Here is a 14,037-nt window from a genome sequence, read left to right as displayed (position 1 = left end):
GTTTTGCGCTAGGTGCGCTGCGTCGTCAGCTGCGTGATCTGGCGATTCAACTGGCCGATGCGTCGAGCCATGCCCTCAATCAGGCTATGGGCGATCTTCGGATTGCTGCGGGTCATGCTCAAAAATTGATCACCGGGAATCAACATCACCGTGCTCGGCTCTGACGTGACTACCGTGGCGTTGCGCGGCTCGCCGGTAAACAACGCCATGGCGCCGAAAATTTCGTCCTTCGGCACGTCACCGACCTTGTGCCCGTCAACAAATGCCTCGGCGTGCCCGTCGATAATCACGAAGACATGATCCGCTGCATCGCCCTGTTGAATCAGCACGGCGCCCGCCTCAACGCGTTTGAAGCCGTTGGTGCTGCGAAACTCCCGAGGTTTCAGCTCGGCCACGGCGTGGGCGAGCAGCGCCATTTGCCCGAGCGGATAGCTCAGCAACTGCTCCGCTCGATCAGGGTCGGCATACAAATGCTGCAAAACCTCAGCGCGCCCATAGGGCACCAGGCGCACAGCGCTGTCGCTGCAAATGCGGCAATTGCTCCATTGCTCGCCACGTTGCAGGCCGAGCAGATCACCTTCCTGCCAGTAGAACAGCGCACGGCCCGCGATGCAGCCATGTACCACGCCCTCGCTCAGCAGAAACAACTGATCGCTCGGCACCTGTGCAAACAGATCGTCCGTTGCCTCCAGCTCGATGACCGGCGCGCACGGCGAAAAATCCTGCAGCCACTGCCCAGGAAGACTCTGCAAGCGATTGATCAATGCGTCGGCGTGGGCCGATTGTTCCCCCAGTAAATACATGGCGTCAGCGCCTGTTCAGTTCTTGTGGCGCGCCGAAATGGCTTCGAGCTGTTTGTTCAAGGCGTCCTTGCGCTCGGCGGGGATATCGTTCCAGTGCACGTCCATCAACGCGCCCTCGATCGCATACAACAACACCTTCGATGCGCGAAACCCCCGAGTACGCACGGCCCGGTAGGCATCCACTGCGCCGAGGCGACGCAAGTCCGAGGCGCTGTGGATGCCCACGGCATGCAGCCATTGCGCTGATGTCTTGCCAAGATTTTTCAGGTGTTGCAGTTCATCATTCATCAAGCCTCCTTGCGACGGCCGAATGGTGCGTGGGCGAGCTTCTCAGCAGTGTAGCCATCAGTAGGAAAAGCGTGGTTGTTTGGTCGGATTCGACGCAAACGCTTCTAAGAAAGGGCGGTAAAGGGGCTGCGAACGCAGAGGGAAGCGAGTTAGGCGGTTAGCAATGTACAAGCGAGCCTGCTCGCGAAGAGGGCGTATCAGACACAATCGATATCAACTGACACTACGCCTTCGCGAGCAGGCTCGCTCCCACAGAGGCAAGGCGTGGTGTCAGGAAGATTTCCAGGTTTCAGCGGGTGCGATAGCGCAACCGCGTGCCGAAATTCATCGACATCAGGATCTCGTCGGCACTTAGCTCCGGCGGAAAGTACGCCCCGGAAATCTGCGCATGGGCGAGGCTGGCGCCTTCGAGCGAAGCCTTGCGGAAGTCGATGCCGCGCAAATCGGCGGAGCGGAAGTACGCATCGCGGAAATCCACGCCGTCGGCGTTCAGCTCGCGCAGGTCGAGACCACGGAAATCGCCGCCGACCATATCGATCGGGCCATCTTGTGGGCGTTCCTTGTTGAAGCCTGCGACGTCATCTTTGTGCAGCAGGGCGTAAAGCGGAGTGTCGAGCAGTTTTGGCTGGCTCATGTCAGATCACCTGTTGGTTTTATGACGCCAGTATAGTGCCACTATTTGCCGGCCGTGAAGCGAGCGAGGGCTTCACGGCCGAAATAGTTTTTTACAGACCCGGCAGGCGCTGACGGATCTGCGCGACTACTGTGTCCAGCGTGCCGGATTCATTGGTCTGCACGCGTTTGCTGCGCAGGATTTCTTCCGGCGTCAGCGCTTCGCGATTGGCCTGTTGTGCTTCGATCACGGCGAGGGTGGCGTCGGACGGATCCTTCTGGTCGGCCTGGCGCATCGCCAGCCAGCTCTCGATTACCGCTTGCGGGGCGTTGCAGTCGAGGATCAAAAACGGCGTGCCAGTAGCTTCGGCAATCTTCGCCGCGTTGTCGCGCTGCTCACGCTTGAGGTAAGTCGCGTCGATCACTACCGGGAAGCCGGCGTGCAGGATCACCTCGGCGATTTCATGCAGGCGTGCGTAGGTCGCGGTACTGGCATCGGCGCTGTAAATGCCGGCCTGCACATCGTTGGCAACAGTCTGCTCACCGAACAGGCGCTTGCGCTCGACATCGGAACGCAGGCGAATCGCGCCCAGCGCTTCGACCAGACGCATGGCCACGTGACTCTTGCCGACGGCGGAAACACCGTGGGTAATGGCCATGAAGCGCGAAGGAATGGTGCTGTAGCTTTCCGCCAGGTTGGCGTAGTTGCGGTACTGGCGCAGGGTGGTGGCGCGCTGCACCGCAGTCGCGTCGGCCGGCATGCTGAACAGCGCCACCTTGGCCCGCACCAGCGCGCGGTAGGCTTTATAGAAGTTCAGCACTTCCAGGCCCTGATAGTCGCCAGTCAGTTCCAGATACTGGCTGACGAGGCGACGTGCCAGTGACTTCAGGCCACGGTCTTCCAGGTCCATGGCGAGGAAACCGGTGTCGGCCCAGACGTCAGTGAAACGGAATGGCTCGTTGAACTCGATGCAGTCGAAGATCACCACGTTGCCGTCGATGACCGTGGCGTTGCCCAGGTGAATGTCGCCGTGGCATTCACGGGTGAAACCTTGCGCCTTGCGCTGGGCGAACAGGGGCTTGAGGCGCTCGAAGCTGCATTCGGCCCAGGCTTTCAATGCCTCAAGTTGCAGCAAGTCGTTCTTGTCGCTGAGGAATGGCAGGATCTGCTCGAAGTTTTGCGCGACCGGCGCCATCACGCTGTCCGGTGTGCCGGCGTCGTGTTCGGCCGGGACTTTCGGTGCGTTAAGGTGGAAGTGCGCGATCTGCTCGGCCAGTGCATCGATGTGCTGAGTGGTCAGCTCGCCATTGGCTTGCAGGGTGCTGAGCAACCCGCTCTGGGGGAACTGGCGCATTTTCAGTACGTATTCGATAGCCGGGCCGTCGCCGCCCAGTTGTGGTGCTTCGACGCTGCCGGTGATTGGCAACACGTCCAGATACAAATCAGCGGTCAGACGCTGGTTCAGGCGCAGCTCTTCAGCGCAGAAATGCGCACGTGCGTCGAGGCTGGTGAAGTCGAGAAAGCCGAAATTCACTGGCTTCTTCACTTTATAAGCAAACGGTCCGGTGAGAATCACCCACGAGATATGGGTTTCGATGACCTGAAATCCTTCGACGGGATGCGGGTAGAGGGCCGGGTTTTGCAGGGCAGCGATCAGGGACTGGCTCACGGGCGATCCTTCAGAGGCGGGGGAATTCGAGGCGGCCATTATGGCTGCTTGCCCGCCTGACGCAAACCTCCGCGCGTGCCTGTTGAGGATCGATAAAGTGCGTATAATCCGCCGCCATGACTCGATCCCGATCCCCCCGTACCAAGAAAAAACTACCAGCCAAGGGCCTCAGCCCATGGTTGAGCTGGGCCATTAAACTCAGCCTGGTCGGCCTTGTAGTGCTGGCCGGCTTTGCCGTTTACCTCGATGCCGTGGTGCAGGAGAAGTTCTCCGGCAAGCGCTGGACCATCCCGGCCAAGGTGTACGCGCGCCCGCTCGAGCTGTTCGTCGGACAGAAGCTCAGCAAGGACGATTTCCTCACCGAACTCGATGCCCTCGGCTATCGCCGCGAAGCTGTGAGCAACGGCCCCGGCGCCGCCGCCGTCAGCGGCAATACGGTTGACCTGAACACCCGTGGCTTCCAGTTCTATGAAGGTCTGGAAAAGCCGCAGCCAGTGCGCGTGCGCTTCTCCGGCGATTACGTTGCTGAGCTGTCCGCGACCAACGGTTCGAAACTGTCGGTGGTGCGCCTCGAGCCGCTGATGATCGGCGGCATTTACCCGAAAAATCTCGAAGACCGCATCCTGATCAAACTCGATCAGGTGCCGCCGTACCTGCTCGAAACCTTGATCGCTGTGGAAGACCGCGACTTCTATAGTCACTGGGGCGTATCGCCGAAATCGATCGCCCGCGCGGTGTGGATCAACACCTCTGGCGGCAAGATGACCCAGGGCGGCAGTACGCTGACCCAGCAGTTGGTGAAGAACTTCTACCTGACCAGCGAACGCAGCCTGACCCGCAAGCTCACCGAAGCGATGATGGCGTTGCTGCTCGAACTGCATTACGACAAGAAGGAAATCCTTGAGGCCTACCTCAACGAAGTCTTTGTCGGCCAGGACGGGCAGCGCGCGGTGCACGGTTTCGGTCTGGCCAGCCAGTTCTTCTTCGGCCAGCCATTGTCCGAGCTGAAACTGCATCAAGTGGCGTTGCTGGTCGGCATGGTCAAGGGGCCGTCCTACTACAACCCGCGTCGCAACCCGGAGCGCGCGCTGGAGCGGCGTAATCTGGTCCTCGACGTGCTGGCGCAGCAAGGCGTGGCGACCTCGGAACAGGTCGAAGCGGCGAAGAAAATGCCGCTCGGTGTGACGACTCGCGGCAAGCTCGCCGACAGCTCGTTCCCGGGCTTTATCGATCTGGTCAAACGTCAGTTGCGCGAAGACTACCGCGACGAAGACTTGACCGAAGAAGGCCTGCGCATCTTCACCAGTTTCGACCCGATTCTGCAGATGAAAGCCGAAGCCTCGGTCAACGACACCTTCAAGCGTCTGGCCGGGCGCAAGGGCTCTGATGACGTCGAAGCGGCGATGGTCGTGACCAACCCGGAAACCGGTGAAGTCCAGGCGATGATCGGCAGCCGTCAGGCCAGTTATGCCGGCTTCAACCGTGCACTGGATGCGGTGCGCCCGATTGGTTCTTTGATCAAACCGGCGGTGTATCTGACCGCACTGGAGAAGCCGAGCCAGTACACGCTGACCAGTTGGCTGTCGGACGATCCGCTGTCGGTCAAGGGCGCCAACGGTCAGGTGTGGAAACCGCAGAACTACGATCGCCGCTCCCACGGTACGGTGTTCCTCTATCAGGGCCTGGCGCATTCCTACAACCTGTCGACCTCGCGTCTGGGCCTGGAAGTCGGTGTGCCCAATGTGCTCAAGACCGTGGGTCGCCTGGGCGTTACTCGTGAGTTCCCGGCGTTCCCGTCGATGCTGCTCGGTGCTGGCGGCATGACGCCGATCGAAGTGGCGACCATGTACCAGACGTTGGCCAACGGTGGTTTCAATACGCCGATGCGCGGCATTCGCAGCGTGTTGACCGCCGAGGGCGAGCCGCTCAAGCGTTATCCGTTCCAGATCGAACAGCGTTTCGACCCGGCCTCGATTTACCTGATCCAGAACGCCATGCAGCGGGTGATGCGTGAAGGTACCGGCAGTTCGGTTTATAACGTGCTGCCCAAGACCCTGACACTGGCGGGCAAGACCGGTACCAGTAACGATTCGCGCGACAGCTGGTTCGCCGGTTTCAGTCAGGATCTGCTGGCGGTGGTCTGGCTCGGCCGCGATGACAACGGCAAGACGCCGTTCACCGGGGCCACCGGTGCGTTGCAGGTCTGGACCAGTTTCATGCGCAAGGCCGATCCGCTGCCGCTGGACATGCCGCAGCCGGACAACGTCGTGCAGGCCTGGGTCGATTCGCGCACCGGCCAGGGTTCGGATGCCAACTGCCCCGGCGCGGTACAGATGCCGTATATTCGCGGCAGCGAACCGCCACCCGGCGCCGCGTGTGCAAGCGAAACACCTGCCTCGCCGGAGTCGGTGATGGACTGGGTCAAGGGCTGGATGAATTAAGCAAAGAGGGTTTCAAGTGAACAAGTGGTTGATTCCAGCGGTGACCGCCGTGGCTTTGCTCAGCGGCTGCTCCACCGTACAGCGTGGTTCGATTCCGGTAGTGGATTCGGGTACGGCCGTGTCCAACAGCGAACGCATCGGTGCCAATGGCGGTTTCCGCCAGACCACGGTCAAGCGCCCGGTGCAGGGCCAGACTCAGGCGATTCCGCAAGGCGATACCGGCGTAGTGGTGATGGTGCCGGGCGGCGGTGCGGCGGTGTCGACACCGATCAGCTCTTCGCCGATCGTCCCGGGGCCGGCATCCGGAGGCATCACGTCGGGGCCGTACAACCCGTCGGCGGTTGAGTCGGCGCCGATCAACTCCGGCAGCTACAGCATGCCGTCGACGCCAAGTGGCATTCCTTCGGCCAGCAGTGGCGGTGGCCTGTCGGCGGATGAGCAACTGGACGGTCCGGTACTCGCCTTGCTGACCACCGCGCAACAGCAACAGGCCGGTGGCGACCTCAATGGTGCTTCTTCCAGCCTGGAGCGGGCGCAACGTGTCGCCCCGCGTGAGCCACAAGTGCTTTACCGTTTGGCGCAAGTACGTATGGCCCAGGGCGATGCGCCGCAAGCCGAACAGTTTGCCCGTCGTGCGCTGACCATGGCCAACGGTCGTCCGGATCTGCAAGCCAGCCTGTGGGAAATCATCGCTCAGTCCCGTGAGAAACAAGGCGATTCCGCCGGTGCTGCGCTGGCCCGTCAGAAGGCCAAGGTTTCCCTGTGATGGACGTGCGTTTCCCGAAAATCGCCGATCAGCTATTGCTGATCGAACGCGAGCTGCGCACACAGGGCTGGTGGGATGAGGTTGAGCCGTCCGCCGAAGCGCTAAGCAGTGTCGAGCCGTTTTCGGTCGACACGCTGGACTTCGAGCAATGGCTGCAATGGATCTTCCTGCCGCGCATGAAGATGATCCTCGAACAGGATCTGCCCTTGCCAAACGCCTCGGGCATTCAGGAAATGGCGGAAATGGTCTTTGCCCAGCGCAACCTTGGCGGCAAGGATCGTCAATTGCAGGTGCTGCTCAAAGAGTTTGACCTGCTGATCACTGCATCTCGCTGAACTAAACTGGGAACTGCCAGGCCTACTGGCAGTTCTCGGCAATCTGCTTCTTCGCTTCGACGATGCGCTCCTGACGCTGTGTATCGTCGAGCCTGCGCACATCCCCCTCGACCTCCTCACGCAAGCGCGGATTGTTCTGCAGTTGCGCCAGGTTCGTGCGTGCCTGTTCGCAAAACGCCTTGAGCTGCGCCTGCTGCTCGGCGACCTGTTTCTTCACCTTGGCATCAATGGCTTTCTGATCGCCGAGTACGCCGCCGCCCGGCATCGGCGCAGCTTTCGGCGCGGGCGAGGAGGGTGTCTGTACGGTCGTCGACGGTTGGCCCTGCGGAGGCTGCGCATCGAAATGCGTGACGCCTTGGGCATCGACCCATTTGTAGATTTGAGCGGCCGAGCACCATGGGCTGAGACCGATCAGCAGAGTGAGGAGGAGCGTTCGCATGCTGATTCCTTGGCAAAAATGCGCAATTGACGCTAACAGAGTAGCGCTTTTCAGGTTTTTTCTTGCGTTCTCATGTGCTTACCCACAATTAACCACACAGACGACTTGACTTGCAGAGGGCGAAACAGAAGAATCCAAAGTCCGCTGTAGAGGGACTGCCAGAAGCAGACCCACTCGGTAGATCATGAGGCGCACATCCGCGCCGACCTGTTACACCCGCAACGCGTTACCTCGCGCTGGGTGGGAAAGGCCCGCAACACTTGGGACGATCCCAATACTTGCTCAGTCAGTGCTGACGTAGTCGGCGACCACCGTCGCTCATGCTCTGCCGAGAAGTAAACCTATTAAGACCCGCCCCTTTTTTGTGGACGGTATTCTGGCGTTTTAGAGGTGAACAACGTGGAGCTTTTATCTGGCGGTGAGATGCTCGTCCGCTTTTTGCGTGACGAAGGCGTCAAATATATCTACGGGTACCCGGGTGGTGCTCTCCTGCATGTTTACGATGCCCTGTTCAAAGAACCGGAAGTGACCCACATCCTGGTTCGTCACGAACAAGCGGCGACCCATATGGCTGACGGCTACGCCCGTGCCACCGGTAAAGCCGGCGTGGTATTGGTGACTTCCGGTCCAGGCGCCACAAACGCCATCACCGGTATCGCCACCGCCTATATGGACTCGATTCCGATGGTGATCATTTCCGGTCAGGTGCCAAGCACCATGGTCGGCACCGACGCGTTCCAGGAAACCGACATGATCGGTATCTCCCGGCCGATCGTGAAGCACAGCTTCATGATCAAGCACGCTTCGGAAATCCCGGAAGTCATGAAGAAGGCCTTCTACCTGGCGCAATCCGGTCGTCCGGGCCCGGTCGTTGTCGACATCCCGAAAGACATGACCAACCCGGCCGAAAAGTTCGAATACGTTTTTCCGAAAAAAGCCAAGCTGCGCTCCTACAGCCCGGCCGTTCGCGGTCACTCCGGGCAGATCCGCAAAGCAGCCGAAATGTTGTTGGCGGCCAAGCGCCCGGTGCTGTACTCCGGCGGCGGCGTGATTCTCGGCAATGGCTCCGCGCAACTGACCGAACTGGCGAAAATGCTCAACCTGCCGGTGACCAACACGTTGATGGGTCTGGGCGCTTTCCCAGGCACTGACCGTCAGTTCATCGGCATGCTCGGCATGCACGGCAGCTACACCGCGAACCTGGCGATGCACCATGCCGACGTGATCCTCGCAGTGGGCGCCCGCTTCGACGATCGGGTGATCAACGGCCCGGCGAAATTCTGCCCGAACGCCAAGATCATCCATATCGACATCGACCCGGCGTCGATTTCCAAGACCATCAAGGCCGACGTGCCAATCGTGGGTCCGGTCGAGAGCGTCCTGACCGAAATGGTCGCGATTCTCAAGGAAATCGGCGAGACCCCGAACAAGGAGTCCGTAGCCAGCTGGTGGAAGCAGGTGGATGAATGGCGCGGTGATCGCGGCCTGTTCCCTTATGAAAAGGGCGACGGCAGCCAGATCAAGCCGCAGACCGTGATCGAAACCCTCTGCGAAGTGACCAAGGGCGACGCCTTTGTGACCTCCGACGTTGGTCAGCACCAGATGTTTGCCGCGCAGTACTACACGTTCAACAAGCCGAACCGCTGGATCAACTCCGGTGGTCTGGGCACGATGGGCTTCGGTCTGCCAGCCGCGATGGGCATCAAACTGAGCTTCCCGGACGACGACGTTGCCTGCGTCACCGGCGAAGGCAGTATCCAGATGAACATCCAGGAGCTGTCGACCTGCCTGCAATACGGCTTGCCGGTGAAGATCGTCATCCTCAACAACGGTGTGCTGGGCATGGTTCGCCAGTGGCAGGACATGAGCTACGGCAGCCGTCACTCGCACTCCTACATGGAATCGCTGCCGGACTTCATCAAGCTGGCTGAAGCCTACGGCCATGTTGGCGTACGCATCACCGAATCGAAAGATTTGAAGTCGAAGATGGCCGAAGCGTTTGCCATGAAGGATCGCCTGGTGATCATCGATGTTGCGGTCGACACCAGCGAGCACGTCTACCCGATGCAGATCAAAGACGGCTCCATGCGCGATATGTGGCTGAGCAAGACGGAGCGTACTTAATCATGCGGCACATTATTTCCCTGCTTCTGGAAAACGAACCCGGCGCTCTGTCTCGCGTAGTCGGCCTGTTCTCGCAGCGCAACTACAACATCGAAAGCCTGACCGTGGCCCCGACCGAAGACCCGACCCTGTCGCGTCTGACGCTGACCACCGTGGGCCACGATGAAGTGATCGAGCAGATCACCAAAAACCTGAACAAGCTGATCGAAGTGGTCAAGCTGGTGGACCTGTCGGAAAGCGCTCACATCGAGCGTGAACTGATGCTGGTCAAGGTCAAGGCCACTGGCGCCCAGCGCGCCGAGATCAAACGCACCACCGATATCTACCGTGGGCAGATCGTCGACGTTAGCGCCAGCGTGTATACCGTTCAATTGACCGGTACCAGCGACAAGCTCGACAGCTTCATTCAGTCCATCGGCACCGCATCGATTCTGGAGACCGTCCGTAGCGGCGTGACCGGCATTGCTCGCGGCGACAAAGTACTCAGCATCTAAACCAAATTAGCGCATGGCCTGAATGGCCGGATATAAGGGGAAATTCATGAAAGTTTTCTACGATAAAGACTGCGACCTGTCGATCATCCAGGGCAAGAAAGTTGCCATCATCGGTTACGGCTCCCAGGGCCACGCTCAAGCGTGCAACCTGAAAGACTCCGGTGTCGACGTTACCGTCGGTCTGCGTAAAGGTTCGGCCACCGTTGCCAAAGCCGAAGCTCACGGCCTGAAAGTGACCGACGTTGCTTCCGCTGTTGCCGCTGCCGACCTGGTCATGATCCTGACCCCGGACGAGTTCCAGTCCTCGCTGTACAAGAACGAAATCGAGCCGAACATCAAGAAAGGCGCCACTCTGGCCTTCTCCCACGGCTTCGCGATTCACTACAACCAGGTTGTTCCGCGTGCCGACCTCGACGTGATCATGATCGCGCCGAAAGCCCCGGGCCACACCGTGCGTTCCGAGTTCGTCAAAGGCGGCGGTATCCCTGACCTGATCGCGATCTACCAGGACGCTTCGGGCAACGCCAAGAACGTTGCGCTGTCCTACGCCGCTGGCGTTGGTGGCGGTCGCACCGGCATCATCGAAACCACCTTCAAGGACGAGACCGAAACCGACCTGTTCGGCGAACAAGCCGTTCTGTGTGGCGGTACCGTTGAACTGGTGAAAGCCGGTTTCGAAACTCTGGTTGAAGCTGGCTACGCGCCGGAAATGGCCTACTTCGAGTGCCTGCACGAACTGAAGCTGATCGTTGACCTCATGTACGAAGGCGGTATCGCCAACATGAACTACTCGATCTCCAACAACGCCGAATACGGCGAGTACGTGACTGGCCCGGAAGTGATCAACGCCGAATCCCGTCAGGCCATGCGCAACGCCCTGAAACGTATTCAGGACGGCGAATACGCCAAAATGTTCATCAGCGAAGGCGCAACCGGCTACCCTTCGATGACCGCCAAGCGTCGTAACAACGCCGCTCACGGCATCGAAATCATCGGCGAGCAACTGCGCTCCATGATGCCGTGGATCGGTGCCAACAAGATCGTCGACAAAGCCAAGAACTGAGTCGTCGTTCCTTGTACGAAAAACGCGGCCTCGGCCGCGTTTTTTCGTTTGGGCCGGTGCTTCTGGTATAAAGCTGCATCGTTTGTGGCCGAACTGTCGTCCTCAAGCCTCTGTCGAATTTTTTCCAAACCGTTGCAAGGTAATGTCCATGAGCGAACGTCCCGAAGAGCCGAACAAGGCTTCCGACGCCGAAAGCCTGCTGCCCATCGATGAACACATCGAAGAAGGGCACGACGCTGAAGGTCGTAAAGTCCGGCATCGTGGTATCTATCTGCTGCCGAACCTGTTCACTACTGCCAACCTGTTCGCAGGCTTCTATTCCATCATCAACTCGATGAGCGCCCAGGCCGCGTTGAGCGCCGGCGACTCGGTGAATGCGAGCAAGTATTTCGCCTTCGCTGCGATCGCGATTTTCGTCGCGATGGTGCTCGACGGCCTCGATGGTCGCGTGGCGCGCATGACCAATACCCAAAGTGCCTTCGGCGCCGAGTACGACTCGCTGTCGGACATGGTCGCCTTCGGCGTCGCGCCGGCATTGCTGGCCTTCGGCTGGGCGCTGGGAGACATGGGCAAGGTCGGCTGGATGGTCGCCTTCATATATGTAGCGGGTGCGGCGTTGCGTCTGGCGCGTTTCAACACCCAGGTCGGCACGGCGGACAAACGCTACTTCATCGGTCTGGCCAGCCCGGCGGCGGCAGGTGTGGTGGCCGGTATTGTCTGGGCGTTCAGCGATTACGGCATTCAGGGTTCGAAGATGTCGTTCCTGGTGGCCTTGATGGTGGCGGCGGCCGGCATGCTGATGGTCAGCAACATCAAGTACAACAGCTTCAAGGAGCTGGATCTCAAAGGTCGCGTGCCGTTCGTGGCGATCCTGGCGGTGGTGCTGGTATTCGCTGTCGTGTTCAGTGATCCGCCGCGCATTCTGCTGCTGGTGTTCCTCGCCTATGCGGCGTCCGGTCCGGTGCAATATCTGTTGCGTCTTCGTCGTCACAAAAACGCCGAGTGATGTAATTTCCCGCATACTCCGCAGTCTATGGGTGCACCTGTCCTCCAAAGCTGCGGAGTTGTCATGTTGATCAAGATCCCCAAAGCATCCGACTGCCATGAGTCGGATGTCACGCCTGAAGCCATTTATCTCTCCCGCCGCCAATTGCTCGGCGCCACTGCTGCCGGTATTGCCGTGAGCAGCCTGCCACGCTGGGCCAGTGCCGCTGATGCCCCTCGCTACTCTGATGTCGAATCCGGCAAGGCTCCGGCCTGGTTTGCCGAAAAGCTTCCTTCTACTCAATGGGGGGCGGTCAACGTCAAGGACGAGGCGATCACGCCTTATAAAGACGCGACGAACTACAACAACTTTTATGAGTTCGGTACCGGCAAGGGCGATCCCGCGAGGAACGCTGGCGACCTGAAAACCGAACCCTGGAGCGTGGTGATTGACGGGGAGGTGGGTAAGCCGGGGCGTTATGCGCTGGAAGACTTCATGAAGCCGTATCAACTGGAGGAACGTATCTATCGTCTGCGCTGCGTCGAGGCGTGGTCGATGGTCATTCCCTGGATCGGCTTTCCCATCTCGGCCTTGCTCAAGCAGGTCGAGCCGACCTCCAAAGCCAAATACATCCGTTTCGAAACCCTGCAGGATCCCAAGAGTATGCCCGGCCAGCGTTCCGGTTTTGCCTTGATCGACTGGCCGTATGTCGAAGGTTTGCGTCTCGATGAGGCGATGAATCCTTTGGCGATCCTGGCGGTGGGCATGTATGGCCGTGAACTGCCGAACCAGAATGGCGCGCCATTGCGTCTGGTGGTGCCATGGAAGTACGGCTTTAAAAGCGTGAAGTCCATTGTGCGCATCAGTCTGGTCAGTGAGCAGCCGAAGACCACCTGGCAAAGCATTGCTGCCGATGAATATGGCTTCTACGCGAATGTGAATCCTACCGTCGACCATCCACGCTGGACCCAGGCCCGCGAGCGGCGCCTGCCGAACAGTCTGTTCAAACCGAATGTGCGCGATACCCAGATGTTCAACGGCTACTCGGATGAAGTCGCTTCTTTATATACAGGGCTCGATCTGCGGAAGAACTACTGATGCGTTATCCGTTCTGGCGAGTGGGCGTTTTCATTGCTGCGGCGGTCTGGCCATTGCTGTGGTTCTATCAAGCGTTCGCCGATCTGCTCGGGCCTGATCCGGGCAAGGTGCTGGTTGATCGTCTCGGGCTTGGCACGCTGGTGTTGCTGTTGATTACGCTGAGCATGACGCCGTTGCAAAAGCTGAGTGGCTGGGCGGGGTGGATTGCAGTGCGCCGGCAGTTAGGGCTTTGGTGTTTTGCTTATGTGACGCTGCATCTGTTCAGCTATATGGCGTTTATCCTCGGGTTCGATTGGTCACAGTTGGGCGTTGAGCTGCGCAAGCGGCCTTACATTATTGTTGGTGCGCTGGGCTTTCTCGGATTGCTGATACTGGCGGTGACGTCCAATCGTTATAGTCAGCGTCGTTTGGGCGCTCGCTGGAAGAAGCTGCATCGTTTGGTTTACCTGATTTTGGGGCTGGGTTTGCTACATATGCTGTGGATCGTCCGGGCTGATCTGGAGGAGTGGGCGATTTATGCCTTTATAGGTGGCGTGCTTTTGCTGCTTCGTCTGCCGCCGGTGACGAAGCGAATCCCGCGTTTACTGGGTAAAAAGCAGAATCTGCAAGAAAAGCGAAATTAACGGTTGACGGCAGATTCCAGAGGTCTATAATTCGCCCCACTTCCGGCGCAGTCGAAACGGAAAACTCCTTGAGATTCAAAGAGTTATGCAGCTTTCGACAGCGGCTTGCTTCAGATCATCGAAGCCTGGAAGGAGTTGAAAGAGCGGTGATGTTTGGCTCTTTTAACGGTTCGATCTTCTCGGTCGAAAGCGGAGAAGAAGAGGTGTTGACAGCAGCGATTAACGCTGTAGAATTCGCCTCCCGCTAACGAGAGATCGGAAGCGCAAGTGGTTGAAGTTGTTGAAGAATTCTTCGA

The 14,037-nt window shown here is 59.2% G+C and carries 14 protein-coding genes; 9 read left to right on the top strand and 5 right to left on the bottom strand.

Annotation, left to right across the window (positions count from 1 at the left end; translation table 11 throughout):
* Window positions 1-8: 8 nt before the first annotated feature.
* From OC605_RS03690 to OC605_RS03675, 4 genes are all read right to left on the bottom strand, one after another.
* Complete coding sequence (locus OC605_RS03690; RefSeq protein ID WP_262136328.1) at window positions 9-803, bottom strand: Crp/Fnr family transcriptional regulator; 795 nt, start codon at window positions 801-803, stop codon at window positions 9-11.
* A gap of 15 nt (window positions 804-818) precedes the next feature.
* Window positions 819-1,091, bottom strand: coding sequence for a TfoX/Sxy family protein (locus OC605_RS03685; RefSeq protein ID WP_016773175.1), 273 nt, complete (start codon window positions 1,089-1,091; stop codon window positions 819-821).
* A 289-nt stretch (window positions 1,092-1,380) separates the two neighbouring features.
* Window positions 1,381-1,725, bottom strand: coding sequence for a pentapeptide repeat-containing protein (locus OC605_RS03680; protein ID WP_039761605.1), 345 nt, complete (start codon window positions 1,723-1,725; stop codon window positions 1,381-1,383).
* A 91-nt stretch (window positions 1,726-1,816) separates the two neighbouring features.
* A complete protein-coding gene (locus OC605_RS03675; RefSeq protein ID WP_262136327.1) occupies window positions 1,817-3,373 on the bottom strand; it encodes an AAA family ATPase in 1,557 nt (518 codons plus the stop codon).
* Between the two features lie 116 nt (window positions 3,374-3,489).
* Between OC605_RS03675 and mrcB the strand changes: the two genes are divergently transcribed.
* Genes mrcB through OC605_RS03660 form a run of 3 tightly spaced genes read left to right on the top strand, consistent with a single transcriptional unit; the run spans window position 3,490 to window position 6,915 of the window.
* The gene (gene mrcB, locus OC605_RS03670; RefSeq protein WP_262136326.1) at window positions 3,490-5,814 is read left to right on the top strand and encodes a penicillin-binding protein 1B; all 2,325 of its coding nucleotides are present in this window, start codon (window positions 3,490-3,492) and stop codon (window positions 5,812-5,814) included.
* Window positions 5,815-5,830: 16 nt separating this feature from the next.
* Entirely contained in the window at window positions 5,831-6,580 is a 750-nt protein-coding gene (locus OC605_RS03665) for a tetratricopeptide repeat protein (protein ID WP_016773179.1), read from the top strand.
* Window positions 6,580-6,915: a YqcC family protein gene (locus OC605_RS03660; protein ID WP_016773180.1), complete on the top strand. Its 336-nt coding sequence runs from the start codon at window positions 6,580-6,582 to the stop codon at window positions 6,913-6,915. The genes OC605_RS03665 and OC605_RS03660 overlap by 1 nt, the downstream gene beginning before the upstream one ends.
* Window positions 6,916-6,937: 22 nt before the next feature.
* Here the strand turns inward: OC605_RS03660 and OC605_RS03655 are convergent, their stop codons facing one another.
* On the bottom strand, window positions 6,938-7,354 hold the full coding sequence (locus OC605_RS03655) for a DUF4124 domain-containing protein (protein ID WP_024014319.1): 417 nt from the start codon (window positions 7,352-7,354) through the stop codon (window positions 6,938-6,940).
* 399 nt (window positions 7,355-7,753) lie between these two features.
* Between OC605_RS03655 and OC605_RS03650 the strand changes: the two genes are divergently transcribed.
* From OC605_RS03650 to msrQ, 6 genes are all read left to right on the top strand, one after another.
* Entirely contained in the window at window positions 7,754-9,478 is a 1,725-nt protein-coding gene (locus OC605_RS03650) for an acetolactate synthase 3 large subunit (RefSeq protein ID WP_065616944.1), read from the top strand.
* A gap of 2 nt (window positions 9,479-9,480) precedes the next feature.
* Window positions 9,481-9,972, top strand: coding sequence for an acetolactate synthase small subunit (ilvN, locus tag OC605_RS03645; RefSeq protein ID WP_003176102.1), 492 nt, complete (start codon window positions 9,481-9,483; stop codon window positions 9,970-9,972).
* A 46-nt stretch (window positions 9,973-10,018) separates the two neighbouring features.
* Window positions 10,019-11,035 carry a ketol-acid reductoisomerase gene (ilvC, locus tag OC605_RS03640; protein ID WP_003228216.1) on the top strand — a complete coding sequence of 339 codons (1,017 nt, stop codon included), beginning with the start codon at window positions 10,019-10,021 and terminating at the stop codon, window positions 11,033-11,035.
* Window positions 11,036-11,183: 148 nt separating this feature from the next.
* Complete coding sequence (pssA, locus tag OC605_RS03635; protein ID WP_016773182.1) at window positions 11,184-12,041, top strand: CDP-diacylglycerol--serine O-phosphatidyltransferase; 858 nt, start codon at window positions 11,184-11,186, stop codon at window positions 12,039-12,041.
* Window positions 12,042-12,104: 63 nt separating this feature from the next.
* Window positions 12,105-13,118, top strand: coding sequence for a protein-methionine-sulfoxide reductase catalytic subunit MsrP (gene msrP, locus OC605_RS03630; protein ID WP_024014317.1), 1,014 nt, complete (start codon window positions 12,105-12,107; stop codon window positions 13,116-13,118).
* Window positions 13,118-13,741 (top strand): protein-methionine-sulfoxide reductase heme-binding subunit MsrQ, encoded by a 624-nt coding sequence (gene msrQ / locus OC605_RS03625; RefSeq protein ID WP_130928038.1) that lies wholly within the window; start codon window positions 13,118-13,120, stop codon window positions 13,739-13,741. The genes msrP and msrQ overlap by 1 nt, the downstream gene beginning before the upstream one ends.
* Window positions 13,742-14,037: the final 296 nt, after the last annotated feature.

This window comes from Pseudomonas sp. Marseille-Q5117, from assembly GCF_946901175.1.
In the GTDB taxonomy this organism is placed as follows: Bacteria; Pseudomonadota; Gammaproteobacteria; order Pseudomonadales; family Pseudomonadaceae; genus Aquipseudomonas; species Aquipseudomonas iranensis.
The sequence above is the reverse complement of the archived record's forward strand: the minus strand, read 5'-3'. Positions and strand labels throughout refer to the sequence as shown.